We start from the raw sequence: 25,419 nt of genomic DNA on the forward strand, positions 1-25,419 counted from the left end.
TGCGTGAGAGGACAGATAGAGTCCTGCCTATTTCCATATCGACTAAATACGATATCGGAAACAGGAGAGATGGATATGGCGACAAATTATGTTGATGAAAATAGCGTAGGTAGTGTAATTCGGTGGTTTGGAGGAAAGCATTTTCTGTCTCGTGACCTGGTTCCTTTAATTCCTGAACACCACTGCTGGGTGGATGTTTTTGGAGGCGGAGGGCACATGACTGTGGCTAAAAGAAGAAGTAAGGTAGAGGTTTTTAATGATAAGGATCATGATCTAATCAATTTCCTTCTAACTCTTAGAGAGAGAAGAGATGAGTTGATAAGTTCATTATCTACTTTACCGACAAGCCGATACCTTTTCGAAAAATGGCAACGCGAGGAACTTCCTAAGGATCCTCTTGAACGTGCAGTAAGGTGGTACTATTTACTCCGAAACTGCATAATACCCGCTAACGGTATTAAAAGTGGATGGCGATCCGGAAAGATTAAGAACACCGCTAGTGATTTTCAAAACTCTTTGGCAAAGCTCGAAGCTTTTGAAGAGCGGTTCAGTCGTGTCATGATTGAATGTCTTGACTATAAAAATATGATACAGCGATATGATTCTCCGGGTACTTTCCTATTTGTTGATCCTCCATATGTTCACCGTGAGCACTATTACAAATTTGCTTTTGATGAACATGTTGAACTTGCTACAATGCTTCATAATATTCAAGGCAAATGTATGGTCACGTATTATGGTGATCCGTTAATTCTAGATCTTTATAAGGATTGGCATTGTGAGACATTCGAAGCAAAGGTAGGCACAGTAGCCAAGGCTGAACTAGGACAAACCCGAAGAATAGAGAAAGAATATGTTTTTATGAATTATAAACCTGAAACCAAGGGTCAGTTGTCATTTGATTTCCCTGTAGTTAATGACATTTGAAAGAAAGTTGTTAAAGGAAGGATCTCCGCCACTATTGTGGAATAGTAATGAAAGGGGAGGGTAATATTTCATGGACCAATCTGAAATAATGAGAAACTATCATAGCTATATTGACGAATTAAAAGGAACTTACGATCCAATCATAAAAAAGATGAGACAGCAGAAAAACGAAAAATGGGTAAGTCTTGCTTGGAAAGGCCCCATTAAGCAAGTGTTAGGATATTTTAAACACGCTAAAATAGTTTCAGCGATAAAATGGAGCTCACTACCTCTTTTAGGACAAGCAATAGTCATTTTAACAGGTTGGTATAAGCATTTACCATTATGGTCTATTATTCTGGGCAGTGTAGTCTTGTTATTTGTTATCTATTACTTTTTTTATGTAAAACGATACATAGACAAGATGGCAACCCTGGGAACGCCTGAATTTCACGTTGAAGCTTTGAAGGCCAGACGTCCTGCAGAATATGCTGTTTGGAGTACTTTCATTCAAAAGGATCACTTCACTTTTAATGGTCTATACGATGCTTTCAATACATTGCTCGTCCCTATTAAAGACGGCAGTATTGAATCTGTACTGCAATACTCTATCGGTAGGGAGGAAGTATTGGAGGAGACCATCCAGGAGTTGAGAGATCGAATAGAAGAGTTAGAAAGATCAGTAGATGGGCTTGCTGAAGATATAGATAATTCAGAAAATAGTATTTCCTATTTGGTTAATTTACTTAAAGCAGTCAACACCAACATATATCAATTAACCAATGGCATTCTTGATTTTGATGATCTAAGATTCGTCTCTCCATTTACTATTTATGCCGTAAAGGAAAATATACTCACAAAGATATACGACGTAGGCACATCTGGAGGAAGTATGAGTGAGATAGATTTATCTGTCACCCAGGAATTCGAATATGCAGCTGTGTCTGCAGCGAAAGAAAAATCTAACGATTCATTCATTAGCTACCCATATCCAGGAAGAGTAGTCGTCGCTTTCTCAATGAAAATGCTGAATAATGAGCGTTGGGTGTGGTGCTTCCACTTTGATGAGTCAGACAAACGCGCCTTGTCTCTAGTAATTTCCAATGATATAATAGAGTCAAGGCAAATTAGAAGACTTATTCATGCTTTTTGTTTGATATTACACAAAAACATGATCTCAAAAAAGGAGGCTACCCAAGATGCTGCAGAACAAGCCAATTAAGGTAGAGGATAAATCTCAGGAAGAAATTTTGAATAAACGGCGTCAGCTGCGTAACGAAATGTTAAAGCAACTTGGTGAAAGAGTAGCCGTTACGGAAGAGAAAGCTGAGAAGGTATTGCTTAGAGCATAACTATAAGAAAAACTCTCGGGAATTCCCGGGGGTTTTTTTGCGCATAGGTTTATAACTATGAAACTTGAGAAGAATACATACTATGAATCTCTAATAGAAGGGAAGCAATAGTATGGTTAAAAAGGGGAAGCTTATTACATTCCAAAAAAAAGCAACCAAAATTATCGATCGTACACAAGCAGAGATAATGAATGAGAGAAAAGAAAAAAGAAATGAACTATTAAATAATCTGAAAAAAAACAAAAAATAAGAGAGAGATACTCACAAGCATCTGACCATTGTAATAATAAACAGAACAAAAAAGCCCTTCTTATGGGGGCTTCTTTGCACTCCACTAGGAGTGTCTTCAATTCATTTAAATTTATAGTTCAACTACATCGGAATTCTTTGTTTTTAAAGTCAACTCATCTGCAATTTTCCGGGCATTTTTGACATCTTTTGTTTTGCCTGTGGCAATATCTATTTTAAGAGAAATAGAACTCAATTTCTCTGATTTATTGATATAGCTAATTAAAAGATAGCACGTCACCCATATACCACCGTTTGGCGCCGGAACACTTTCAGTTTTAAACTGAGCTTCTTTTATACGCATAATATCAATAGAGAAATCACTTCCTCCACCATCAATATTTAGATGGGTTGTATTCAATTCAATCTTACATAGGTTCTTCTCAGGTAAAGGTAGACCATCTACATGATATAAGCTGGCTGTTATAGACTGATTCTTTTTGGAATCATTCTTCTTAAAAAAGCCCATTTCATCACTTCCTCCTAAAACACTTTATCTATATTCTACCATATCGATAGAAAGTTGCGATCATTTATTGCGAACCTTGGACTTTGTCCCCTCACTTGTGCAGGCAATATTAGAGAACGAATTACAACCTCTCGGTTGAGTTTTTCTATGCGTAAGTTTATTACTAAAAACCTTAGGAAGCTTCTATAAATCTATAAATATTGTATTTTCTAAATCAGATATCAATAGTAGTATATTAATATATTACAATATTAATATACTACTATTGATATCTGAAGCTTAATTGTAGGTCTATTTGTGGATAGGTGCTGCAGGGACATAGAAAGTAGTTTTGCCCGAAATAGTTTTGCAAACTAAAGAACACATAAAAGTGAGAGGATGAAGAGAATGAAGATCGAAGAGTTCTTATTACACATCGCAAACGGAGAAAAGTGGTTCAACAATGGTAGTAAAAGAAGCCGCTACGTTGTCGGAGTTGGAGGGATGGTGATGTACAAAAACAAGCCGTCCAGCAAATCAACAACCGGTGTATGGGTGATGGATTTTGCTAAGTGGGCTAAGGGGGTTGGATCCATCGATTCGACCGAATCAACTAGCGATAGTGGCAACCTTAAGGAGAAATCTCATGAATGAACTAAGCGAGATTGAAATAGCAAAAAAACACCTAAAGTTATGTGAAAAACGCAGAGTATATGATGAAAGTACTCATATCATAGGCTGCTGTTTAACACTCTTAGAAGAAAAAGAAAAAGCCCTAAACATAGCGGTACAATCATTGTCGTCAATAGAAATACTCAGTACGAGTGAACGATCGAGATTCCATGCAAGAACCGCTTTGAAAAAGATGGCTTTTCTAGGTATATTCACCTTGAAAAAGTGAATGAACTTAGTCATACCGAAACGGTAGTAGAGATTTTACAGTAACATGAAAGTTCTGGCATGTTCATTTATAAAAGATACTACCTATCGGGATAGTTGGAAGACAGAGTGACTATGTTGCAAGAATACAAAGTTTCAATGAAAGGGAGGATGTATTGTAAATGTTTAAAACGTTAAAAATGATAATCCAAAGAAGTAAAGAAAATAGACTTAATGGACCCTTGAATGATTTTATAAATAGTTTGGAACGTGGGACTTTGTTATTGTTATTCGATGAAAGAGTAGTCGAATATCTTTATACTGAAAGTCCTGGAGTCTTCGTAGCTTTATTTGAAGGAAAAGAGATAAGAATGCCGAATAAATCATATCGTACGGTAATTACTAAAACTAAGCAAAAACTTATTTGCCCACTTTGCTCTGGAAGACATTTTACAGAAGGTGAGATTCACGATGGTGAAAATCACCTTCATAGTTTTTTACCTATTACTAATACCACACGCTTATACTCCGATACTCGTCGGTTACGCCTTCTCTGTTGTGCTAATTGTGGCTATGTACATATGATTGCTAGCAGTTCAAATCTTATTTAGAGGGGTTTACTCTTATGAAACAACAACTTATAGAGTTTAATGAATTTATCATATTCATCGTTAAAAATAAGAAGCGAAAATATGCTATTCATTTGTTAGTGTTAGTTGCTGCCTTTGCTTTTGCAGTTCTTATGTATAGCAGAATAGTTGACTTCAGCAATTGATGATTTATTACTTTTATATAACATTAGCAAGATATTAATTGTACTAGCGGAGGGGGGACTTTATCATGTCTGATGAAATTATAGAGTTCAAGGTAGGGGTATATGCATGTATAATCCTTCTCGTATTATCCATTACATTTTTTGAGCTTCAAGGAAAAAATACAGCAGTTCAATTCTTATTGGGTGACGGGATTCTTCTTATTATTGTACCTGCCCTTTGTATTTTTACGATGATCCTACGTTATCTAAAAATTAGAGGATCGTTTAAGGCATCACGTGAGATTAACAGTATTATGAAGTATACAAAAAATAATGGGTTAGATATTTCGGAAATTCATATGGACCGAATAAATGAAGTAATGAGTATCGCTACGGTTCATGGAAAAGATGGGGGTTCCATAAATATCAAATTAAAGAATGGAAAATTAGATACTGCAAATAAGGAGTTTGGTAAACCTTGACGAGCACGAAACGTAAGCGAATAAAACTTGGAGATGTGTTTGCAATCCCTTTGCCTGATGGTAGGTTTGGTTTCGGAAGGAGATTTAAAGACGCTAGTATTGCAATCTATAGGTATATTGGTAGTTATATCGAGGATATACCTCAAGATGAAGATTATCAATTTATTGTAGGTGTCTACGATGATGTATTAAAATCCGGTCAATGGCCGGTTATTGAGAATCGACCATTTTCGAATGAAGAAGAAGCTTGGCCACCTCCTGCGTGTGTAATAGATAAATTAACTGATGAATATTCAACTTATTATAAGGGGGAGATGAGGAAGGCTACTAAACTAGAATGCGAAGGTTTAGAAATTGCTGCTGTCTGGGAAGCGGAGCATATTATTGATAGAATCATGGGAGACGATAGATGGCATAGTGACCCGCTTAAATAATTATTATAAAACCTTGATTGGCTTCATGCCTTTCAAGGTTTTTTCTTTCCTGTCAGAATGAACGAATACAATTACCTCAACCATCAACATACTTAGCTGTAACACCACTAAAATATTTCTTTTAACATCCATCACATACTTTTGGTTTCAATGGCACAGCCAGCAGTTAAAATCTTATTCTGGTGATAGGATTCAAATAGTTATTGTAGCCTCTGTCCTCAATGTACTTCCCAGATGATTGAGATAACGATATAATTATTCCAATACGATTTAATTAATTTTCCCTTGCGATCTTTTTATTTTGCAGGGAAGGAGTATGCTGCAACTGCAGCTCATACATAAGGTTCAAATCATGGAGACCATAGAGATATACAAGTTAATGTATATCTTTTTTGCGTCTCCTTTTTTTGTACCCAAAATAGGAGGGATAAAATTAGTGTCAAAACCCAAGCCCGTTCCTGTTCATGTAAACAGTACAGGAAAAAAGAAATACAAGATGCAGGAACTGATTCATAGTTCTGCAGGGTATGTTTTTATTCCTTTGAATGGAAGGTTAAAAACAGACCTATTTAACAAGGGATATGTAGATGGTAGAAAATTATCAGTGGCACTAGAGCAATCCTATGAGGACTGCTCTGGAGTAACGGGGGTGCTTGCCTTCTCGTCAACTGAGTTTTCTCACAAAATTAACAACCGAGAGCTGATAGGCAACATACCGCTAAACCATACATTTCTTCTTTTCTGTCGTGAAGTAGAACGATTCACCAAATCGGTTTGCCAGGATTGCGAATATTACGGTACTCCTGATTGCTTTCGTAATGAATTTCAATGTGCGGAAGATGATCGTGATAAATACCGTGAGGATTCCTGGTTTTCTTTGCAGAGAGAAGCTAAAAAGGAACGAAAACGTATTGCATTTCCCTAAAAGGGTTGAGGGATACGCTACGCCCCTGCCACAGTAAGTAAACTTGGGCGTTACCGGCTCTTTAATGTACCTCATAAAACCGTCTCAAGCGAAGGGGGAGGGCTAAGGAACCCCTTCTTGCAAGTGAGGAGATAATGGCCCAGCATTTCTCATATCGGTTGTCCTCTCGTAGCTGTGAGCTTCACAGCGAATTGAGGGCTAACAAATGCAATGTTCTAGAAAACCGACAATTACTTCGTTTTTCTCTGGTATGGGTGGACTTGATTTAGGATTTAAAGAATTGTTCGACATTCAATGGGCGAATGAATTCAATCCACACGCTGCACACTGTTACGAAGAAAACATTGGTAGGCATATCCGAGTAGGAGATATTACAAAGGTGCCACTAAGAAGTATTCCGAAGTCCAACGGATTTATTGGAGGACCCAGTTGCATCGATTTCAGCTCTGCTGGAGTCAATCGTGGAATTGAAGGGGATCACGGAAAACTAGCAATAGTTTATCAAGAAATAATCCGGAGAATGATGCCCGATTTTTTTCTATTTGAAAATGTAGAGGGCTTACTGACAAGACACTCACAATCCTTTTACCATCTAATCGATAATTATAAGGACATGGGATTTAACGTTACCTGGGCGCTCCTAAATGCTGCGCATTTCGGTGTAGCGCAAGAGAGAAACCGCGTGTTTATCGCTGGTATTAGAAAGGATTTGGGGTTCCATTTTAGTTTTCCAACTCCTTCATACGTGAAGAGAACTGTTCGACAAGCGATTGGTGATCTGCCTACTGCAGAAACTATAGGGGCGAGAGAACGAGTTCTAGGGATTACTCCCAATCATACGGCCACATGGGAAAGTCCGACACCTGAGCGGTTATTTGACGTAATTCAGCATCCACGAAATCAGCACCGCGGGATGCGAAGACTAGAATGGGATAAGCCAAGCCCAACGATTACGGCACATATTGCTAAAGACGGAAGGGAGTTTTTGCACCCTTCTGAAAATCGCCGTATCACAGTACGTGAAGCGCTGCGGCTATCCGGATTTCCGGACAGTTTTACACTCCCTGCAGACGTTCCACTTTCTGCACAGTATCGATGTGTTGGTAACTGCGTTGCTTTTCCAGTTGCTTCAGCACTCGCGAAAGCAATGTACCAGCAAATTCAGTTTGGGAGTATTCAGGAAACAGGCTAATAGATTTCTCTATACGAACATCCCCACTGCACGGGGTTAAATCAACTCTTCCCGTGCAGATAGGGGGAGTTCTAATGGAGGCTGTAAAAATGATTACCAGTAAATATATGTTTATTAAGAACTTACAGGAAGGGACTTGTATTGTCCCGATAGAGAATATCTCCTACTCAGAGATGGAAATAGGCATCATGTACATTGTAAAAATCAATGAGAGTGATATAGGTAAATGCATACTCAAAAAAATGGATAACAGACATCTCACCTGCATTTTGTTTTTTTTAGATGAACATGGTGAAGTGTCCGAAAAATCCGAGCTACAATTGTTAACCTTTCGAATAGAAATATTTGAAGAGTTAAGAAGAATGCATTCCCATTATCCAGAAATAAACGATTTGATTAAGCATCTACGTAAATATCCTAATATTGAGCAATACGACCTGGATATGATAGCCAATCAAATTTCCATTGGGATCTATAATGCCGTGTTCTGCAACTGTCTTCGCGACCATGACCAAAAAAATGGTACATCGCTTAGTACATATGTCTTCAGTGATCCCGCTCCTACAAATATAAAGGATAATTCCTATGAGAGGCTTCTGCGCTTTGTAACGGAAGAGATTCGATCAAAACAGGTAACGCTGATGTGGGCACTCCGTAAATTCGAACTAGTAGATGGCCACACAATTCTACAAGTTTTGTTTGAAGCAGATAAAACCTTTGAACAGTTTATGAGCGACGCCTTATCAGCCAATTAACATTATTCAATTGATCAAGAATACTGCCGCTACTTATCAACAAAGCGTAAAGGGGATATTTGATTCATATGTAAAAGAAGAGCGCGGATACAAGCATCCGATATTGTAAAGAGTTTAGCTGACGGTCCAGAAAGGGGTCGTTACGCAAAAATCTTACGAACCGGTATTGATCCAAATGGAATGGTCAAATGTGGATCGGTACTGATCTACAAAGAAATCCAGCTAAAAAAAGCGGCGATATACAAAACGTATACACCTCAACTAAGAAACGTGGTTTGATTTATTTCCAACCTTATATGTTCTACCCTCTGCACAGGGATCAACACTTCCTCCTGTGCAGAAGGGGAGGATTCTAAGGAGAAAAGACACTATGTCTAAACCACAAGATAAAAAACATTTATATCGGATCGATCGCTTTTCAGTTGAGCAGCTCGCTCGTTTACCCTATGAAATAGCTGGATATGCACAGGCGATTGGAGGGCTACCACAGCATCATTCCGAAGTGTTTGAGAAGAGAGTATGGCTATTGCCATTTTTATTCGCGTACGATGACCTTCTATGGGGCAGATGGAGATACTGGACAGATATTTTGGAAAAAGGAACAATTGAAGGTAGTGGTCCGATCCCTCAAATAGAGTGGAAAGATACATCCTCCCATCAAGCAGAGGCAACTAAAAAGATGTTTGCTAAGTGTCTTCAGCATTATGACTCTAATATCGATACTTTTGCAGATTGGCTACTGTGGGGGATGGCAGGGAGCATAGAAGCACCGAGGATCTCAGAAAGCTTAAACGAGCATTATTACAAGGAGTTTGATTTATTCCTGGTTCTCGATAATCCCACGGATTATTTATCCCATGTTCTCTGTGATGAGACGGGCAAAGGATATAAATCAGGTCTTGGATATTATCCAACACCGTTTAATATAACTCGGATGATGGTTGAGATATGCCACGGTGATGGGGACCCAGAACATATGAAAAGGCAGTCAGTACTAGATTCATGTGTAGGCTGCGGTGCAACATTGCTACCGGCTTCTAATTATTTTTTACGGGGCTACGGTCAGGATATATCGGGGATTGCCGTGAAACTATGTACCATTCAGTTTTACTTTTATGCCCCTTGGTATGCTCGACCAGGAAATGTTGAGGGTTATGATCTTATTAGTCAACCTATTCAACTAGTGTTAGCGGAGTCAGGACGAAAGATTTCTGAAGGTCAGCTTGCTTTTTCATTTTAAGAGTTAGCTGGGTAAATAAGATTATTTTTAACCTATTGTTTAAAAAACAATAATTAAAACTGCTGAAGATAGATATTCATCTCTAGAGATATGAACTTTATAAATAAAGACTTTCAAAAAGGAGAAATAAAAACATATGGAGAAACAAAATGACACGCCTTCTTGGTCCAGCGTTACCAAAATTACTGAGTCTTTTCTTAATCAACACAACGTCCCATATACCATCATGGAGAACGAAGACTTTCTTACGCCGCTTTTTCTGATAGAAGTGACTGGAACACCTAACAAACCAGAGTATCGAGTTGTTGACGTACTCTATCGCTTGGAAGATATTCCACTGCTCTATACTGAAGCACAAGCGCAAGATTTGGAGGACCAGACTTGGAAAGAAGTATAAAAATTTATATATGGAATTAAGAATGTTAGCATAATCTGGCTCTCTCGATAAAGATCCATATATCCATAATGTGTAGAAACAGAATAATAATTCAAAACCGGAGAGGAGGAAGTCCCTTATTGTGGTGTGGGCTTCCCTCATCACGGTTTGTGGGCATCCCTATGAATAAAGCTAATCTGTTATTACAAAAAGTTTATACAGTGAGTAAAAAACATAATTCACCGCGATTATTCCTACAAAATTTTATTTGTGAAAGCGCGGGGCTAGAGCCAGGTATGGATTTATTTGTCCGCATCAATGAGACTGAGAAAATGATTGTCATTCAGAATCGAGTCTTTGAGGAATCTGACAATATTCATGAAGTCAGTGTATCATCAAGGGTTAATCGTATCAGTGGGGAAGCACGGCCACTTGTTGATACGTGTGGATCCAAATATTCATCTATTCTTTGTATTCAAGATAAAATAGAAATCAGTGTATATAAGCATGGGGACTTTTCTCAGATCATTGTTCGTCCCTTAAAATTTCGTCTGTTTGAGAGTGACACCTTTGAATCCCCTTCAGACGAGCGTATTCGCCTTCTGTCTGTATGCGCGGGAGCAGGAATAGGAACATCAATGTTTGTAGATTCTGGCTACTACACGGCAGTACAGGAGATCGAGCTAGAGGAGGATAGCGCGGAGGTTATTAAACATAATTTCCCGTACTCCTTTTTGTTTCAAGGAGATCTAAAGGATTGTCATACCGTTGCAAAGGCTGATGTAGCGTTCGTATCGCTAGATTGCTCCTCACATAGCAACATAGGTCCTGGTGATCAGGGATATTTTAATAATCTTATATTAGGTACGTACAAGATATTAGAGGCAGCAGAACCGAGGGTTGTTTTCTTTGAGAACGTACCCGGATTTTATGACTCAGCAAGTTTTTATGATTTAAAAGAACTCTTAACTCCGAAATATCCGTATTTCATCGGCCCTACCCAAATTAACAGTTATGATTTTGGTAGCATCGCTCTGCGAAAACGGACGTACTCTCTATTTCTACAGGATCAAGAGGACTTCGAACAATTTAGAGAGCCAAAGGCACCTATATTCCGGCGTCATAAGCTATCTCATTATTTAGATCCAGCTAATACGCAGCACAGTTGGAAGTCAGTTGACACCTGGTTTGAGAGCTTTTCTAAAAAAGTAGAAAAGAGCAACTCATGGGCGGAGCGTAGTACGAATAAAACATTTGTGGGTGCAGATGACATAGAGTTACAATGCATTCCAAGACGATACCGTTCTCATAGTGCAAGTAACTCTTATGTACTTAATGAAGCGGGAGATCAGTGGAGATTCTTAACCATATCTGAACTTCGAAAGATTTTCAGTATTCCGGCTTGGTTTAAGTTTCCCAAGCATGTTCCCGAATATCGAATCTATGAAATGATTGGCCAAAGCGTGTGTGGACGAGTCATAAGCGCTTACGCAAACGAGATTTGTGCGATGTTCTTCAGGCGGCATGCCGGCTTGAAAAAGCAGAAGAAAGAGTATGGAATGGCAAGAGATCAAGATGGGCAGTTTAGCTTTGCTTTTTGAGCAAACTAAATGTAGCAATTTAATTATTACTTAAAGGCGTCCTTATTTATGGGACGCCTTTATTGAAATTAATAATATAATGTGAATTTACTATATTTATTCTGTGAATCCATGCATATGGTAAGATAGAAAGATAGATAAATGTGAATATGAATATTTATATATATTCAGAGGTGAGATTATGAAATTCTGTATTTATTTAAAACAAACTGAACCTAATGTTTCTTTCAAATCCCAAGAACATATTTTTCCTGCCGGAATCGGCGGTACTAAAAAGCTCCCTTTAGAATATGTAAGTCATGATTGTAATAACTATTTTTCAGCGATGGAACTTCAATTCATGAGAAATTCTTTAATTGCGCTCCCTCGTCAATTTCACGGACCAGGTAAGAGAGGGGACTCAAACCCTAAGAAAGCAACAAAATCTAACGTGAGTCTTATAACCGAACTTAATGCATCTAATTCTTTCGGGTTTGGATATATTAGCCTAGGAAAACCATATAATATTTCTCAAATATTAATTAATATAAAAGGACCAATTCAATTTAAATCTGACAGGTCCTTCGGTAATGTTAATAAAGTAACAACAGACTTTATGAATAACTTGGAAAAGTTCAACGGCAAGTATTCATTGCACGAAGACGAACGTCTTACTGAAGATGAATTTATTCTTGGTTTTCGAGATGGTAAGTGGTATGTAGCATTAAGTAATAAAGATCTGGAAAAACAAATCCGTATTTTCATTGATAAGATACTATTTGAAAAGCCTATTCAAAACAAAGTACCTACAATGGGAACAATTCAAACGGAGGTACAACAAACCTTTCAGTTTGATGACACATTTTTCAGAGTCTGCGCTAAGATAATTTTTAATTACCTCGCTCTTGCAAAAGGTCAAAACTTCGTTTTACAAAGTTGTTTTGATCCTTTAAGAGACTGGATAGTGAACGGTGGAGATAATACTTTTGCTGGACTGTTAGGTAAAGAGTTTAATTTAGATATTCAAACCCCTAAACTTGCCCATAAATTTATGATCGTACAAGATGGAAAGATGTTAAAAAGTATAATCAGTTTCTATGGCGGCCAATTCGCAACCCAGGTTAATTTATGTGAGGATTTTGAAGGTTGCTTTGAACTAGATGGTTTTATCTGTGATTGGGAAAACGGGTATGATTATCGATGGGCAGAATATATAAACAGACATTAGAGACTGATAATAAAGGACTAGAAAAAACGATTTACCACATCGTACTGTCAGAAGATAATAAAGTATTAGACTGAAAAAATTCGCGAAAAGCATCAAGGATATTCTAATCAACCACCTGGGGGATATATTTACGAAGATATACATTGGAAAGTAAATTAGGGTCGTTTTCCTAGTTATACAAACGGGGGTAATCATTATGTCATAAGATTCGCGTGTTGTAACCAGCAGGGTGTCCACGGGGCTATCCATCTTAACAGGCAACTACAATGATATTTATTTTCTATAAGCTGACGATTCTTTTCTTTAAAACCTGCGGTAATTCAAAGACTCCAGTCTAACACTTTATTTTCACCAAATACGTACTCTCAGCAATTCCAGCATTACATTAATAGAACATCGACAGTCACGGACTTTATTGTATCGTCCATGGCTAACGATGTTTTTTATTTGCGCGATTTAGTATTTTTAGTGATGCATACCTCAGATCAAGACGGATCAATATCAGAGAAAAATAAAGTGTTGAAATAAGTTTGTAGACTTGTAGGCCGCTATGGAATTGAACGTGCGGTGCTACGAAGAGCCGGCGACAGTCGCTGACTGTTCAGCAACCCTACAAGCTTGCCAAATATTTTTATTTTATTCGAACACCATTCTGGCACTCCTTATAATTACCTCAACGACCGAATATCACGGATTCCCAAGCGCTTAGGATTGTGAATGAAATAAAAAGGATCTAGTGCTTTTGTGCACTGGATCCTGATCTCTTATTTGACTTGGTTAGTGTGGTTTTCTAGAAATTTCAGTTGTATTGTTTTAATTTTTTCCTCACTGAAAATTGAAGAAAGAGGTGGTACGGTTCCATTTTTGTCATAAGCATCCTTTGAAATACTTCTGCTTCCTTTGCCGATGAAGTACAGTTTGTCTTTATCCTTTAAATAACAAAAGAAAAATCCATCTGCCTTTTCTAATCTTTTGAAATTTTGTTTTCCTTCATCGTAAGTGTAAAACTTGGAAACAGGCATCCATAGAACTGCTTCATTATCGCTTACTTCACCAACGTATTCTAAATATGTATCAGAACCTATTGTGCTAATAAATGATTCCCTTGCGATTGAAGATAATGAAGAATCCCTCTTTTCATTTATCTCGCTATAAATGGTGATTACTAGGCCAAACAAGCAACACGCCGAAAACAAAATCCAGAATAACTTTTTCATATATATTATACTCCCCCTTCTTTTTATTTTCGGCACTATCAAATGAAAACTGTATATTACGTTTGCATTACAAGTTGCCCAATCATGACCTTGAGTAAGTCTAATACTTAAATTTAGAAGGCTGATGATATTCAATCTCATCCCCTCGTTAAACCAAGACTTCTAGGCTAAAACTTTATTTTCGCTGAACACAATCACCACCTGAATTTGGTAGAAAAATTTTCGAAATTAGAGTAGTATACATATTGTATTCCAATATACATGTGTATACACGTATATTTGAAATATATTTTCAACAAATAACATTAAACATATGGATATAAATAATCGTCCTCTAAGCAACCGATGTTCTAATGTTAGTTTACATTTCTTCCCTTTCCGAGATATACTAAAGGTACTTTGAAAGATATTAATTTTCTTTACCGTTAACTATTTCGGTAAAGTTGGAGCTCGCTAGTTTCATTTAGCAATATAAATAACGGGTAATATAGGAGACTTAAATACCACACGGGATTTGTGTGATGTATTTAGGTCTCTTTTTTATGCCCTAAAAAAAGGAGAACTTATGGAGCATTATGAGTTTACAGAGAATCAAATCAAGGTAGCAGTTACCGAAAAACTTAAGCAATACAATGGAACAGCTACAGATGTGTGGGATTACCTAGAAAAAGAAGGCTTTTTATTTCATGGAGTGATTCGCGATTGGACAGGGGTTTTCTTTCACGGATTCTATTATGTTTTTCATCATTTTCTAAATGATGATCAACCACAAGAGGATTGTATTCCTCCAGACAGCGGAATCACATGGGATAAGCTGTTCAAAAGGGACACTGTAGCAGGAAAACTCTTTTCATTTATGGAGTCAAACAAATTTCGCATCTTTATACCGGAGCAAGCTGCCATCGATGCTTTTCTCGATGGTGATATGGACAGTAGTTTACAGAGTCCAAAGCACAAATTCCAAATCTACTGCTTCCAGGACCGATGCAGTCTGCTGGTAGAACTTTATCTGCAACAGACCATCCCACCCTATGGAGCACACTATGAATCAATCCAATATCCAGAGGATCGTTGTCAGCTTATTTTCGATTTAGATGTTCTTATTACAGACACTAAAAAAAATAAGAGAACACTTCCTGAGGGAGAGAGCTTGGACGTTCTGGAAAAGGTGGATGAGGATTTACTGGCAGCTACGCGTGAGAGAGTTAAAAAAATCTATGATGAGCACACACTTATTGGTCTACTGCACTCCGGAGGGATAGATTCGAGACTGACACTTCAGCTCATGCTTGAGCATGCTCTGAAGAATCCAGATCCGACAAAGAAAATATGGGTCATATCTGCCGATACACTAGTTGAGAATCCTGGTGTCTTAAAAATCATTCATGAGTTGCGCGATACTCTAAGAGCAAACTTCCCTTGGATCGAATATCACATGGTTGAACCAAAAGAGGATGAAACGCTAATGGTGTGTTTGATCGGACGTGGTTACCAAAGTCCATCCGTAAATTTCAAATATTGTGTACGAAGATTGAAGATCAATCCAGCACGCGTATTTTTGGAAAATGTATTTGTTACGGAAGGATCAGAGGAGACATGTTTGGTGCTGGGTAGTCGTGACAATGAAAGCGGGACAAGAAAAAGAAGTCTCACCAAATTTTTCGGTGATGACTTCTACGGTAGTCATCCTGTCAGTAGCATTCGTACAGCCAGTCCGATCAGAGACTGGACGAGACAGGAAGTGGTTACGTATCTTACGTACCACAGGGCACCATGGCGAAAAGGAGCTCGTAATACTGAGTTACTCTCTTTTTATAGCGGAGCTGCAGGTACAGAATGCCCTTTAGGAGCTGCTGTAGTCAATGATAACGATGCAATCATGGCCTGTGGTAAAAATTCAAGGATGGGTTGCTACCTTTGTACGCTCGGTAACGATAAAAGCATGGGGAACTTAATTAAAGGTACGCATCCAGAGTACGAGAAATACTATCGTTTCCGTTCCATTGTTAAAAATATTGCACAGGATATTCGCTACGGAGGGATCGTAGGAATGCAAAGAAAAGGAGGATCAGCAGCTTCAATGTTGCCGGCTAAAATCGGCCGCGGAATCGGTGATCTCACCATCGACTGTAGGACTCACATACTTCAAGCAATGAAGCGGCTACAGATTGAGTGGCGTGAAAGTGAAATCTTAACCGCCTATCACATGGTTCAGCAGCGTGAATCCGTGGAAGGATTCCCTGTCACCCAACGCTTTAGGGATGCGATCTACGCACTGCTTAACCTGAAAAGATCAGGTTTTCAACGTCTTCTTTGCAATCCGGTATTTGATCCCTATGGAACCGGTATCGACCAGTTCACATCGGAAGACGCGGCGATTATTCAGCGTATTATGGCAGATAAAAAGAGTAAGTTGTCGTCCTTGAAATAACAGTTCGAATCATACCCACGTTCATAGTTTTCCTTGCTCATGCGGAGCAGATAAAAATCACATCTCCCCGCATACGGCGGGGAGACCTATGGAGGTTTTATAGAAATGCAACAACTATCACTCTTTGATTATTTCTCTCAGGATTCTTTCGGTTCATCAATAGAAAAGGCCCATACTTTAAACCTTGTACAACCCTCTACAAGCCCTGCAGGTGGTAGAAGCAAGGAATATGCCTACGATTGTGGAGAAGAGCTTCAAGGAGCTAAGAAGCATCTATCGGCTCTTGTTAAATTCTCAGGCGAGTGGCAAAAAGTCATTGAGCAAGATCCGGCTCAAGCCTATCAGTTGGTGTCTAAAGATGAACTGTTGGATAATTTCAAAGCAGAAAACTTAAAAGAGGTAGGGTTTACGTCTGAGGCTGCATACGGAGTAAAGCTACTATGGGGTATGGTGAGTCAGCGCCCAGAAGATGACATCAACCAACGGAGGAATTTTATCCAAGCGGTTGAGGAGCTGAAATTACGTCTTTCTAAAGCAACTACAGAACAATTGTTTAGAGATACAGTTGATCAGATCAAGCGAGAGTTCTGGAAGGCAGCTTACTCAACTAATCCACGTAAAGTAGGAATTGATCCAGAATTAATGAATTATCGATTTTGGCTTTCTTTAGGAAAACGGATTAGATCACTTTTCATCGGCTATTCTGCCGCAAAACCTTATGAGAAGCTGTTGGACAAAGCCTTTTCTTCGGAAGAAGGTAAAGAGTGGAACTGGGCTAATAAGAAAAAAGGCAATAAGGATACGTCAAAGACAAAGAATCAATGGGAGCGAAAAGTACCGGAAGAGGTTGTAAGACTCTCTAATGAACCGTCAGGAGTGCGAAAACCAGAGGACTTAATAGAGGAATATGGATTTAGAGGGATTCAGTTTGGTAACTGGATGGAGGACGCAGCTGGTCGTTACCATGTTCTTAGTAGCGGAAATGCTTGGGCGGACTTGGCTGCTATTCTTCAGATTCCGCGCAAATCAATATCTTTATATGGAAAGTTAGGGTTAGCATTTGGGGCTAGAGGAAGTGGGAACGCGAGTGCTCATTTCGAACCTAAAGAGAATTTGATGAATTTAACAAAATTCAGAGGTGGAGGATCTCAGTGCCACGAATGGGCACATGCCTTGGACTTCAATCTCTATTCGTACTCTCATGATTATATGAATGGTAAGCAAATGGCCTTATCCGGAAATCAGCCAGGTAAATTCCTACCTGATAATATCAGTTATGCTTTTGCTAACTTGATGACTACGATGAAAGAGGGAAAGGGCTTGATGCGTTTTGAAGTACCTAATCCCTTACCCGTTAATAAAACAAATTATGTTCAAGGTATCAAAGATTACCTAGTAAGAAACAGTTACGACATTAACAAAACGATGTTAGATCTTAATAGTAGTAGTCGTTATCGAATTCATTTAAAAGATTGGAAAGAAATCGGAATCATGTACTGCAACATGTTCATACAAGAAGGAAGGGAAGTTCCAACCGAATATTTCATTCCTACTAACTATAGCTCTTTTTATCTGGACGCCTGTGAACGGGGAGCTTACTGGAAGCGGGATCACGAATTATTTGCACGAGCTTTTGAATCTTGGATTGAGGATGAATTAGAAGAACGAGGAATAACAGATTCCTATTTGGTTACAGGTACCCGTTATGAAGGACCATATCCAATGAACGATGAACGAAAGTCAATCAATGATGCTTTTCGAAAGTGGTGGAAAGTTCTCAGTGACTCTGAGATTCTCCATAATAAAGAGTTTTGGAATTAAAGTTGCTTTGACTCTTTATCAAGGACATTAATTCTGGGAGGGAAAACTCAGTGGTGAATGAATCATTGAATCTTAAAAAAGCGATAGAGGATCAACGAACTGAACTAAATAGAGTTGGGTTGGAAAGTGGATTAACCTCAAATGAGGTGTTAAAAAAGTCAAAAGACTTAGATACATTGCTTAATCAATATAATAAATTAAATAAATTGAAACGTGCGGCTGAATAGCCGTGCGTTTTTTTGTTGATGACTCCTTTAATGATCTTCTTATTTATAAGGATTAATAAATAAGTCTTATTTAGTTCTTATTATTTCTTCTCAATATTTGAGAGGGAGTTACTCAGATTTTGAGAAGGGGTATCTCAGATTTTGAAGGATAGTATCTCAAATTTTGAGAAGCTGAATCGCTTATAAAAAATTGAAACTCTGCCTTTCAAAATTTGAGAAGCGGTAAATTTGAGTATAATTCGCTTCTCAAATTTTGATATACGTCGTCTTTCAATTTTTGATAGGCGGCATTTCATTATTTTATAGTCTGTCTCTCAAAATTTGAGAGGCTGGATTCTATAAGAATTGTAATCAATATGATACGTCCTGAAAACAAAATACAGCTCTTTATGACCCTCTGCCATCTAGATTTCAGTGAAATAAATGGAACAATAACTTTATCCTTAAGAAGTAAAAGGGAAATTGATACTTTTGTTGAATATTGGAATTAATGTGCTGTTTTATCATTATTTAAAGATGGCTGGTGAATTGCTTTGTTTATCGCAGTAAATGAATCCCAACAACGATTTTGTTCCTTCGAGGAAGATGAAGTCCTCATGCGATCACTTTCCAAATCTTGTTCTTTACTTTGTCCGGATTGTCACTCGATGGTAATATATCGGGCAGGCTCTAAGAAGCCACACTTTGCACATCACAGGGTTTGCATCAATCCGAACCCTTATAGTGAACCAGAGTCCGATACGCACCGTATTGGTAAATTCCTTTTATATACCTGGTTAAAGGGAATTTACCCTAAGAGTGAGGTTCAGATGGAGTATTATCTTAGCGAAACAAAGCAACGTTCCGACATCATGGTAATACATCCAGATGGAGCGAGATGGGCTTTTGAATTTCAGTGTTCAAAAATTACCGGTGCTCTTTGGCTAGAGCGACACATGCTTTATGAATCGGCAAACGTCCAAGATTTTTGGATTCTTAACCATCAGATTGTTCGTTCAGTCGATGATAATAATATTCGATTTATTGGTTTGGAGGATTCAATTTACAAAAAGCAAAGTTACTTAGCTTATCTAGATGTACCGAATGAAAGAGTTAGGATACTTGCTGGTATAGGTACCTACAGATTTAAATCCTTCCAATCAACCTTAGACGAAATGTATATACACGATCATAGGTTATGGATAAAAGAGTATTCTGACTTTTTTGAATGGATAGATCGAGAAAAAGAGGAACATCAACGGAATAAAATAGAAAAGGCTCGGCAAAAGGCAATCAATGAGGAAATCACAGCTAGGCGAGAACAGATTGAGAATGAAAAAAAACAGAGGGACATGAAAATTTATTATCGAGATATCCTTTCTGAACGTATTGCGCTCACAAAGAATATGACGGAAAAAGAGAAAACAATATTCCTACGTCTAACGAAAAAATACAATATCATCCCAGAGAATTTTCCCGCGATGCTACATGTAGAGGTTCAATATTCTGATTTAATTAAGACCCCAAAGCAAATGTGGCAGTTATGGGTGTTTGATGACATCATTAGTCAGTGGGATTATTTCATCCGGAAAAACAAAGATCCGAAGGTATGGTTAGATAATACTAAAAATAGATTCATGAAACTTAAGGAAAACGGGTTTCTTCGTATAAAATTCAATTCTAATGAGCGCGCGAACTACATTTTCACACTTTATAATTATATTGAGCGATTAAATGAATGTGGTGTATTAGAGAATTTAGGGAGTACAACTGTGAAATATCAACGAATTCGCGCCAATCATCTGCCTTTACTTAATTCTCATAGAGAAAATATACTTCTTAAGATGTATCTGGAGGGGTATCAACACGAGAGTGTAGCTACAATCGGACAACAGTTTATGGAATCCATGTGGACTGTCCAGGATAGAAGTAACAAAGTTCTATCATCACATGATATTCTTAAGCCATCAAACATCTTAACAGTAGCTAGGAGCGAGGTCAGCACAACCAGCAAACACGGTGTTAGAGATGATGGAACTAGGCTAATAACTGATAAGGTTGTAATTCTGAAGATCATTGATGAAGTTCGTGTCATGTCAAAGGTGAGCGAGCTGCCACTAAACATCATCTTCATGCTTGAGAACAAATGCCGCAGTATTATACGATCATATCTTCTGTGTGAGCACATGACAGAATCTAATTTCATTTATCTAAGTGAGGTACTAAGCGAAGCACAAAAATATATTCTGTCATGGGAAAATAAAATCCCAGACTGAAACTGTCATTAATCTAACTTAAGATCGTTAAACAAACACGAATATGCTAAGTTATGATAATATTGGCAATAGATATAATCTCAAAGAAAATACATAAATCATGTTGTTATACGATGTTATTGGATTAGAGTGTCTATGATCTGTAGATAGACGCCCAGATCTGTAAAACTTACAGAAATCGAGTTCTACATGTATGGCGAGTAAAAATCCATCCAGCAGGAATATTGATACTTGGACAAGCATAATGACGGATTGTATTGTAGGTGAGAACAGGGAGCTGAAATATTGGATAACTTAATTAAAATAGACTATGTAACAGATATCTTTTATCTTGGGTTAGAAGATGATGATTGTCATATCTTAATTGATGAAGTGGAATACGGTACGTGGGATGAGTTTGATCAAATTAATCTTGAATTCGAGAAACCTCGTTACCGCAATGTTCGTGAAAAGCTTGGACTTATTTTAGAACTGATCCAACACAGTGATCAAGTTCAATATACATTTCCTCCGAGAACCAAGCATGAAATGAATGGTGGGGTTAAGATTGCATCACGTCGGGGAGCCCGCCTTCAAGAAGTGGAAGTATTTAATCTCTATTTTCGTTTTCGCTCTCATTTAGCAGGTGATGGAATTGCACTTATGTATAAGTCTCCTTCTTCTCCAAAAGAACGGATTATTCTTTTGCCTGATGATACCGAACAAAGGTATATTGAAGAGCAGCAACTCTACCTGAAAGAAGCTAGATCTCTTATTTTAAAAGGACAAATGGATACAGATGAACAGAATAATTTGCTCGAAAATCTCAGGTTGTTGAATGTCCACGAGCGCTGCGCTCAATCGCTAGAACATGAATTTGGCCATGTTCTTAACGTTCGTGAGTTCGAATCATTAAAAATAACACCTAATGATGTGATTTTGATCTATAAGTGGTTTCAAAATACAGGGTATATGTTTAATGTTGATAAACGGTTCCCAGATTTCGGAGGCCTTTTAGTAGAGGATAAACTTCACGTTTTAAAAGAGGCACTCGTGGAGGATTACCGGATATCATTGAATATGGCATCTGAACGTGGTAAATTTATATTACCCAATAAATATTGTTTTTCGGGTGATTTCCAAAATCCAGACTTATTAAAAGAGGGAGTGGATCTTATGAAACGCATGTTGAATAATCAAATAACTTCTCAAGCGCGTCGGCCCGCATCCTCGTCGGATTTTGATTCCATCACCGCATTTCATGCAGTCGTTGATCGACGAAAAAAGAAAAAATGGGTAGCCGGTACGAAGTCCTTAACAGAAGATATCATTCAACGTGATTTGGAGGAACTTGAACGTTCGTCTCTAAACCAGGTTGCAGTAACGAGATTATAGAGAAAAAAGCCATCCATACGGATGGCTTTTTCGTTCATTTACACTTCATCAGAAGTGATATACCTGTATTCAATGTTCTCAAAGTCAGCTCCAGCCTGCTGTAGAGCTTCTAAAATCATTGTATGTAATTTATCTTTCATCCAGTTAGATACAAATTCGTTCTGAGCATATACCGTGTACGCTAATCCTTTTTTGATACAAAAGGAACCTTTAAGCCACGTATCATATGATGGCTTGGTCATTCTCTTACTCATTATCTCAAGCGCTGCGTTCCAAATAAGCTTATCATCTTCAGTTATACTCTTCTCTAGCATCTTAATCTGGATTTGCATCTCATTATCCAGCTCAAGGGGAGTTTTTCGTTTTCGTACAACAGTTCCAGTACTAATAACATCCTCATATACCTCGCTATAATCGATAGCTGGGTCCAGATCAAGAATCTGATCAAACTGCTCTGTAATGGATTGCATGTATCGATCGTGATCAAGCTTTAATTCTGCCGGCAGCTGCTCATAAAGATCCATAGGGAGGAGGGGGACCTTTTTTCTCACCTTGAACAGAGGGCTTTCTTCCATATTGTTCTTGTCTGCATTCTGAACGTTAAACATGAGAACAAAACCATAGTTTTCAAGGATAGTCATATATTTTTTTACTGTATTCCGGCTTTTATTCATCTTTTGAGAGATGAGGTTGAGGTCTGGCCAACAGTAATCCTTGTCACCATAACAATAACGTTTGAGATGCCCATAGAGAGCGATACCTTCTGCAGATAAAAAATGACCCCAGTAATCGAATATGTAGTTACTAATTATTGTCATGTGACCGTCTACGTAGGGGATGGCTTGCCCGTGTTTATCTAATGAAAAACGTTTCACTTCATCTTCAGTGATATAGATCTTTTCAATCTCTTTTTGCATATAGATTTGATCTGCATTTCCAACTCTACGGATTTTTGATTCCTCAGCACCTGTTTGACGATAACGATAGTAGCTTAGCTTATAATTCGTACCCTTAAGGTTCCTTTCAAGCATAAAAAAACTCTCCTTTTACGTCCCTAAAAAAAGGCAACATTGAAGAAGAGTAGGCACTTCACTTTTCAAAAAGTCTGTGATAGAATAAAATCACAAATACTAATAAGTGAAGTTCCTATTCCTCTAACATTTATTCTCGACGCTTGGCGGCCGCAGAGATTAAATGTACTCGCGATAGGGACTTTTTTTCTATTTATTTTACTCATATATTTGGTAGCAGCTAAAACATTTTCATCAAAAATTGATACTCTGGTTAAACTGAAAAAACACACAATTAAAATTGTGTGCGACAAAATAAAGGGTTAAAAATCTTCCATTTTTTATAAATGGATAGACCTATCCCTAGTCTTGCACGCACTTCGAATATAGCATAATATTTTTTTTCAGTAAAGAGAATTTTGGAAGAATTAATCGAATGGCGCCACTTGCTATGAGTGTGATGTTATGCTAAAATTTGATTAAACCTTATATGCACGCAATGAGCACCCCAGCTTAGGAAACCTTCCGAAGTTGGGGTGCTCTTTTTTTTGCCCTAGTATTATCTGTTTACCCGAATCTGATCTGGTGCTATAATCTAAACATTACGAAATCAATTTATTTTCTTCGCAGTCCGATATCAGCGAAGAGTGGGATGCCGAGAGGCGATAGGTAAAATAATGGACGCTATAAGGCCATACGCTATAAGTATGTCCTTTTTTTGATGCCCGTTATGAACCTGAAGACACATTTCTTATGAAATGTGTCTTTTTTTATGCTTTCCAGACCTTTGGATGCAATCCTGGAAAACGTTATAAATCTAAAACTGGGTTTAATCTTAGATTCTTACTCTGTATGAAAGCTCTATCTCTCTTGGCGGGAGAGGCAGCGGATTACGGTGTACTCTCTGAAGGCAAAAAAATATTAGTGATAGAAAGGCAACAGGAATTGAATTTAAAAATAGGAGGGGAACATAAAAATGAAATTACGTAGCCTTCGTAAGCAACCTGGATGGTACGAGATACAGTCAGTATGTCCGATCTGCGGCCATGAAGGATGGTGTGCCATTAACCATGAACAAACCATCGTGCGCTGTATGCGGGTACCTTCTGATGATTATATTGATACGACTATGGGACGTCAGTATAAGCATTATCTTGATCCGGATGCACTTCCTAAGACGAATGTGGAGATTATGTATGATGAGTCGATAGACAAAAAATCTAATTCTCACCTGAATGCGGTTTATCGCACGATGATCGAAGAAATGTCTCTGTCGAGTGATCATCTCTATCATCTACGTAATGTCCGCCAGTTCTCTGATAAGGAGATCCAGCTAAGACAATACCGGACAATGCCAAGTACGAATAGACATAAAATTGCTAAAGCTGTAATCAATCGTGTGAGTGATCAGAATGATTTATTAGGCGTTCCTGGCTTTTTCGCTAAAAAAGGAACCTATGGTTCTTATTGGACTATGGCTGGAGCTGCTGGGCTAATGATTCCGTTCCGATCGATAACAAATGAAATTACAGGCTGGCAAATTCGTGTAGATGATCCACCGCTTGAACTCGTTATGGAAGGTGCGATTAAGGGCGAAATCATGAAGGAACTAGAACCTAATCAATTTGGGATGCGGCGTGCTAGATGCAAACTCTATGTTCGGGGTAAAGAGCTAGAAGTCATCCTTACAGAAAAGGACAAGAAAGAATGTTATTCAAAATCGAAGCAATTTGTATTCAGTGTTGTACTCAAGCAAGGTCTGCGGTACTGGTGGTGGAGTAGCGGTTCCAAGAAAAACGGTTCCTCTATCGGTAATCCGCTCCCTTATCATCTAGCCTTGCCGACTCCATGTCTTCCGTACTGGAACATTGGAGAAATGCCAACCGACATTATAGATTGCTCTGAAGTATGGATAACTGAAGGTCCGATAAAAGCTGATAAAGGGGCTGAAGCTTTACTCAAACCTTTTATAGGACTTCCCGGGATAGGAACCTACAGTTTGATCTTGGATGTATTGAAAGAGCTGGGATGCAAACATATAGTGATTGCATTTGATGCCGACATTGTTACCACACCACAGGTACAACAGACACTAGGACTATGCGCAGAATTTTTTGCAAAGAACACAGATATGTCTTTAAGCCTAGCCATGTGGGATATAACTTTAGGCAAGGGAATCGACGATCTCGTTGACAATGGCTATTTGCCTCAGTTGACCGCGATGATTGAATAAATTGAATTAGTG

The 25,419-nt window shown here is 38.2% G+C and carries 27 protein-coding genes; 24 read left to right on the forward strand and 3 right to left on the reverse strand.

Going from position 1 to position 25,419, the window contains the following annotated elements:
* Nucleotides 1–75: 75 nt before the first annotated feature.
* The 4 genes from ACDZ28_RS01040 (at nucleotide 76) to ACDZ28_RS01055 (ending at nucleotide 2,508) form a co-directional block, all read left to right on the forward strand.
* Nucleotides 76–927: a DNA adenine methylase gene (locus ACDZ28_RS01040; protein ID WP_280788853.1), complete on the forward strand. Its 852-nt coding sequence runs from the start codon at nucleotides 76–78 to the stop codon at nucleotides 925–927.
* 70 nt (nucleotides 928–997) lie between these two features.
* Nucleotides 998–2,128, forward strand: a complete 1,131-nt coding sequence (locus tag ACDZ28_RS01045; protein ID WP_375102282.1) for a hypothetical protein — start codon at nucleotides 998–1,000, stop codon at nucleotides 2,126–2,128.
* Nucleotides 2,106–2,258, forward strand: a complete 153-nt coding sequence (locus ACDZ28_RS01050; protein WP_280788855.1) for a hypothetical protein — start codon at nucleotides 2,106–2,108, stop codon at nucleotides 2,256–2,258. Before ACDZ28_RS01045 ends, ACDZ28_RS01050 begins: the two co-directional genes overlap by 23 nt.
* 112 nt (nucleotides 2,259–2,370) lie before the next feature.
* Nucleotides 2,371–2,508, forward strand: a complete 138-nt coding sequence (locus ACDZ28_RS01055) for a hypothetical protein (RefSeq protein WP_280788856.1) — start codon at nucleotides 2,371–2,373, stop codon at nucleotides 2,506–2,508.
* Between the two features lie 111 nt (nucleotides 2,509–2,619).
* Here ACDZ28_RS01055 and ACDZ28_RS01060 read toward each other — a convergent pair whose 3' ends face one another.
* Nucleotides 2,620–3,015 carry a hypothetical protein gene (locus ACDZ28_RS01060; RefSeq protein WP_280788857.1) on the reverse strand — a complete coding sequence of 132 codons (396 nt, stop codon included), beginning with the start codon at nucleotides 3,013–3,015 and terminating at the stop codon, nucleotides 2,620–2,622.
* Between the two features lie 387 nt (nucleotides 3,016–3,402).
* Here ACDZ28_RS01060 and ACDZ28_RS01065 point away from each other — a divergent pair, with 387 nt between their 5' ends.
* The 13 genes from ACDZ28_RS01065 to ACDZ28_RS01125 all read left to right on the forward strand — a co-directional run bounded on the left by ACDZ28_RS01065 (nucleotide 3,403) and on the right by ACDZ28_RS01125 (nucleotide 12,839).
* Nucleotides 3,403–3,648 (forward strand): hypothetical protein, encoded by a 246-nt coding sequence (locus ACDZ28_RS01065; protein ID WP_280788858.1) that lies wholly within the window; start codon nucleotides 3,403–3,405, stop codon nucleotides 3,646–3,648.
* Entirely contained in the window at nucleotides 3,641–3,895 is a 255-nt protein-coding gene (locus ACDZ28_RS01070) for a hypothetical protein (protein WP_280788859.1), read from the forward strand. Before ACDZ28_RS01065 ends, ACDZ28_RS01070 begins: the two co-directional genes overlap by 8 nt.
* A gap of 160 nt (nucleotides 3,896–4,055) precedes the next feature.
* Nucleotides 4,056–4,484 (forward strand): hypothetical protein, encoded by a 429-nt coding sequence (locus ACDZ28_RS01075; RefSeq protein ID WP_280788860.1) that lies wholly within the window; start codon nucleotides 4,056–4,058, stop codon nucleotides 4,482–4,484.
* Nucleotides 4,485–4,498: 14 nt separating this feature from the next.
* A complete protein-coding gene (locus ACDZ28_RS01080; protein WP_280788861.1) occupies nucleotides 4,499–4,648 on the forward strand; it encodes a hypothetical protein in 150 nt (49 codons plus the stop codon).
* A 65-nt stretch (nucleotides 4,649–4,713) separates the two neighbouring features.
* Nucleotides 4,714–5,109, forward strand: a complete 396-nt coding sequence (locus ACDZ28_RS01085) for a hypothetical protein (protein ID WP_375102283.1) — start codon at nucleotides 4,714–4,716, stop codon at nucleotides 5,107–5,109.
* Nucleotides 5,106–5,543 carry an Imm26 family immunity protein gene (locus ACDZ28_RS01090; protein WP_375102284.1) on the forward strand — a complete coding sequence of 146 codons (438 nt, stop codon included), beginning with the start codon at nucleotides 5,106–5,108 and terminating at the stop codon, nucleotides 5,541–5,543. Before ACDZ28_RS01085 ends, ACDZ28_RS01090 begins: the two co-directional genes overlap by 4 nt.
* Before the next feature lie 436 nt (nucleotides 5,544–5,979).
* Nucleotides 5,980–6,468, forward strand: coding sequence for a hypothetical protein (locus ACDZ28_RS01095; protein WP_375102285.1), 489 nt, complete (start codon nucleotides 5,980–5,982; stop codon nucleotides 6,466–6,468).
* A 205-nt stretch (nucleotides 6,469–6,673) separates the two neighbouring features.
* Nucleotides 6,674–7,660 carry a DNA cytosine methyltransferase gene (locus tag ACDZ28_RS01100; RefSeq protein WP_375102286.1) on the forward strand — a complete coding sequence of 329 codons (987 nt, stop codon included), beginning with the start codon at nucleotides 6,674–6,676 and terminating at the stop codon, nucleotides 7,658–7,660.
* A 74-nt stretch (nucleotides 7,661–7,734) separates the two neighbouring features.
* On the forward strand, nucleotides 7,735–8,415 hold the full coding sequence (locus tag ACDZ28_RS01105) for a hypothetical protein (protein WP_280788866.1): 681 nt from the start codon (nucleotides 7,735–7,737) through the stop codon (nucleotides 8,413–8,415).
* 370 nt (nucleotides 8,416–8,785) lie between these two features.
* Complete coding sequence (locus ACDZ28_RS01110; protein WP_375102287.1) at nucleotides 8,786–9,655, forward strand: SAM-dependent DNA methyltransferase; 870 nt, start codon at nucleotides 8,786–8,788, stop codon at nucleotides 9,653–9,655.
* A gap of 136 nt (nucleotides 9,656–9,791) precedes the next feature.
* Complete coding sequence (locus tag ACDZ28_RS01115) at nucleotides 9,792–10,052, forward strand: hypothetical protein (RefSeq protein WP_076179599.1); 261 nt, start codon at nucleotides 9,792–9,794, stop codon at nucleotides 10,050–10,052.
* A gap of 275 nt (nucleotides 10,053–10,327) precedes the next feature.
* Nucleotides 10,328–11,632: a DNA cytosine methyltransferase gene (locus tag ACDZ28_RS01120; protein WP_375102288.1), complete on the forward strand. Its 1,305-nt coding sequence runs from the start codon at nucleotides 10,328–10,330 to the stop codon at nucleotides 11,630–11,632.
* Between the two features lie 181 nt (nucleotides 11,633–11,813).
* Nucleotides 11,814–12,839 carry a hypothetical protein gene (locus ACDZ28_RS01125; RefSeq protein ID WP_375102289.1) on the forward strand — a complete coding sequence of 342 codons (1,026 nt, stop codon included), beginning with the start codon at nucleotides 11,814–11,816 and terminating at the stop codon, nucleotides 12,837–12,839.
* Nucleotides 12,840–13,603: 764 nt separating this feature from the next.
* Here ACDZ28_RS01125 and ACDZ28_RS01130 read toward each other — a convergent pair.
* A complete protein-coding gene (locus ACDZ28_RS01130) occupies nucleotides 13,604–14,056 on the reverse strand; it encodes a hypothetical protein (RefSeq protein WP_375102290.1) in 453 nt (150 codons plus the stop codon).
* 565 nt (nucleotides 14,057–14,621) lie between these two features.
* Here ACDZ28_RS01130 and ACDZ28_RS01135 point away from each other — a divergent pair.
* The 5 genes from ACDZ28_RS01135 to ACDZ28_RS01155 all read left to right on the forward strand — a co-directional run bounded on the left by ACDZ28_RS01135 (nucleotide 14,622) and on the right by ACDZ28_RS01155 (nucleotide 22,164).
* Entirely contained in the window at nucleotides 14,622–16,487 is a 1,866-nt protein-coding gene (locus tag ACDZ28_RS01135) for a phosphoadenosine phosphosulfate reductase family protein (RefSeq protein WP_375102291.1), read from the forward strand.
* Between the two features lie 105 nt (nucleotides 16,488–16,592).
* Complete coding sequence (locus ACDZ28_RS01140; protein ID WP_375102292.1) at nucleotides 16,593–18,308, forward strand: LPD1 domain-containing protein; 1,716 nt, start codon at nucleotides 16,593–16,595, stop codon at nucleotides 18,306–18,308.
* Between the two features lie 53 nt (nucleotides 18,309–18,361).
* Nucleotides 18,362–18,535, forward strand: a complete 174-nt coding sequence (locus ACDZ28_RS01145) for an aspartyl-phosphate phosphatase Spo0E family protein (protein WP_280788518.1) — start codon at nucleotides 18,362–18,364, stop codon at nucleotides 18,533–18,535.
* Between the two features lie 533 nt (nucleotides 18,536–19,068).
* The gene (locus ACDZ28_RS01150; protein WP_375102293.1) at nucleotides 19,069–20,790 is read left to right on the forward strand and encodes a competence protein CoiA; all 1,722 of its coding nucleotides are present in this window, start codon (nucleotides 19,069–19,071) and stop codon (nucleotides 20,788–20,790) included.
* A 285-nt stretch (nucleotides 20,791–21,075) separates the two neighbouring features.
* Nucleotides 21,076–22,164, forward strand: a complete 1,089-nt coding sequence (locus ACDZ28_RS01155) for a hypothetical protein (RefSeq protein ID WP_280788520.1) — start codon at nucleotides 21,076–21,078, stop codon at nucleotides 22,162–22,164.
* A gap of 38 nt (nucleotides 22,165–22,202) precedes the next feature.
* Here ACDZ28_RS01155 and ACDZ28_RS01160 read toward each other — a convergent pair whose 3' ends face one another.
* Nucleotides 22,203–23,195, reverse strand: coding sequence for a helix-turn-helix domain-containing protein (locus ACDZ28_RS01160; protein ID WP_375102294.1), 993 nt, complete (start codon nucleotides 23,193–23,195; stop codon nucleotides 22,203–22,205).
* 831 nt (nucleotides 23,196–24,026) lie between these two features.
* Here ACDZ28_RS01160 and ACDZ28_RS01165 point away from each other — a divergent pair.
* On the forward strand, nucleotides 24,027–24,164 hold the full coding sequence (locus ACDZ28_RS01165; protein WP_375102295.1) for a hypothetical protein: 138 nt from the start codon (nucleotides 24,027–24,029) through the stop codon (nucleotides 24,162–24,164).
* The gene (locus ACDZ28_RS01170) at nucleotides 24,151–25,407 is read left to right on the forward strand and encodes a hypothetical protein (RefSeq protein WP_375102296.1); all 1,257 of its coding nucleotides are present in this window, start codon (nucleotides 24,151–24,153) and stop codon (nucleotides 25,405–25,407) included. The genes ACDZ28_RS01165 and ACDZ28_RS01170 overlap by 14 nt, the downstream gene beginning before the upstream one ends.
* Nucleotides 25,408–25,419: the final 12 nt, after the last annotated feature.

The organism is Paenibacillus sp. RS8 (assembly GCF_041956825.1).
Classification (GTDB): domain Bacteria; phylum Bacillota; class Bacilli; order Paenibacillales; family Paenibacillaceae; genus Paenibacillus_AQ.

Excerpts from the sequence above, each read along its gene's own strand:
- ACDZ28_RS01170 (WP_375102296.1), top strand. The coding sequence starts at position 24,151 with ATGAAATTACGTAGCCTTCGTAAGCAACCTGGATGGTACGAGATACAG.
- ACDZ28_RS01085 (WP_375102283.1), top strand. The coding sequence starts at position 4,714 with ATGTCTGATGAAATTATAGAGTTCAAGGTAGGGGTATATGCATGTATA.
- ACDZ28_RS01110 (WP_375102287.1), top strand. The coding sequence starts at position 8,786 with ATGTCTAAACCACAAGATAAAAAACATTTATATCGGATCGATCGCTTT.
- ACDZ28_RS01105 (WP_280788866.1), top strand. The coding sequence starts at position 7,735 with ATGGAGGCTGTAAAAATGATTACCAGTAAATATATGTTTATTAAGAAC.
- ACDZ28_RS01045 (WP_375102282.1), top strand. The coding sequence starts at position 998 with ATGGACCAATCTGAAATAATGAGAAACTATCATAGCTATATTGACGAA.
- ACDZ28_RS01125 (WP_375102289.1), top strand. The coding sequence starts at position 11,814 with ATGAAATTCTGTATTTATTTAAAACAAACTGAACCTAATGTTTCTTTC.
- ACDZ28_RS01065 (WP_280788858.1), top strand. The coding sequence starts at position 3,403 with ATGAAGATCGAAGAGTTCTTATTACACATCGCAAACGGAGAAAAGTGG.
- ACDZ28_RS01100 (WP_375102286.1), top strand. The coding sequence starts at position 6,674 with ATGCAATGTTCTAGAAAACCGACAATTACTTCGTTTTTCTCTGGTATG.
- ACDZ28_RS01130 (WP_375102290.1), bottom strand. The coding sequence starts at position 14,056 with ATGAAAAAGTTATTCTGGATTTTGTTTTCGGCGTGTTGCTTGTTTGGC.
- ACDZ28_RS01160 (WP_375102294.1), bottom strand. The coding sequence starts at position 23,195 with ATGCTTGAAAGGAACCTTAAGGGTACGAATTATAAGCTAAGCTACTAT.
- ACDZ28_RS01115 (WP_076179599.1), top strand. The coding sequence starts at position 9,792 with ATGGAGAAACAAAATGACACGCCTTCTTGGTCCAGCGTTACCAAAATT.
- ACDZ28_RS01060 (WP_280788857.1), bottom strand. The coding sequence starts at position 3,015 with ATGGGCTTTTTTAAGAAGAATGATTCCAAAAAGAATCAGTCTATAACA.
- ACDZ28_RS01040 (WP_280788853.1), top strand. The coding sequence starts at position 76 with ATGGCGACAAATTATGTTGATGAAAATAGCGTAGGTAGTGTAATTCGG.
- ACDZ28_RS01070 (WP_280788859.1), top strand. The coding sequence starts at position 3,641 with ATGAATGAACTAAGCGAGATTGAAATAGCAAAAAAACACCTAAAGTTA.
- ACDZ28_RS01120 (WP_375102288.1), top strand. The coding sequence starts at position 10,328 with ATGGATTTATTTGTCCGCATCAATGAGACTGAGAAAATGATTGTCATT.
- ACDZ28_RS01055 (WP_280788856.1), top strand. The coding sequence starts at position 2,371 with ATGGTTAAAAAGGGGAAGCTTATTACATTCCAAAAAAAAGCAACCAAA.
- ACDZ28_RS01075 (WP_280788860.1), top strand. The coding sequence starts at position 4,056 with ATGTTTAAAACGTTAAAAATGATAATCCAAAGAAGTAAAGAAAATAGA.
- ACDZ28_RS01140 (WP_375102292.1), top strand. The coding sequence starts at position 16,593 with ATGCAACAACTATCACTCTTTGATTATTTCTCTCAGGATTCTTTCGGT.
- ACDZ28_RS01050 (WP_280788855.1), top strand. The coding sequence starts at position 2,106 with ATGCTGCAGAACAAGCCAATTAAGGTAGAGGATAAATCTCAGGAAGAA.
- ACDZ28_RS01080 (WP_280788861.1), top strand. The coding sequence starts at position 4,499 with ATGAAACAACAACTTATAGAGTTTAATGAATTTATCATATTCATCGTT.
- ACDZ28_RS01135 (WP_375102291.1), top strand. The coding sequence starts at position 14,622 with ATGGAGCATTATGAGTTTACAGAGAATCAAATCAAGGTAGCAGTTACC.
- ACDZ28_RS01165 (WP_375102295.1), top strand. The coding sequence starts at position 24,027 with ATGAAAGCTCTATCTCTCTTGGCGGGAGAGGCAGCGGATTACGGTGTA.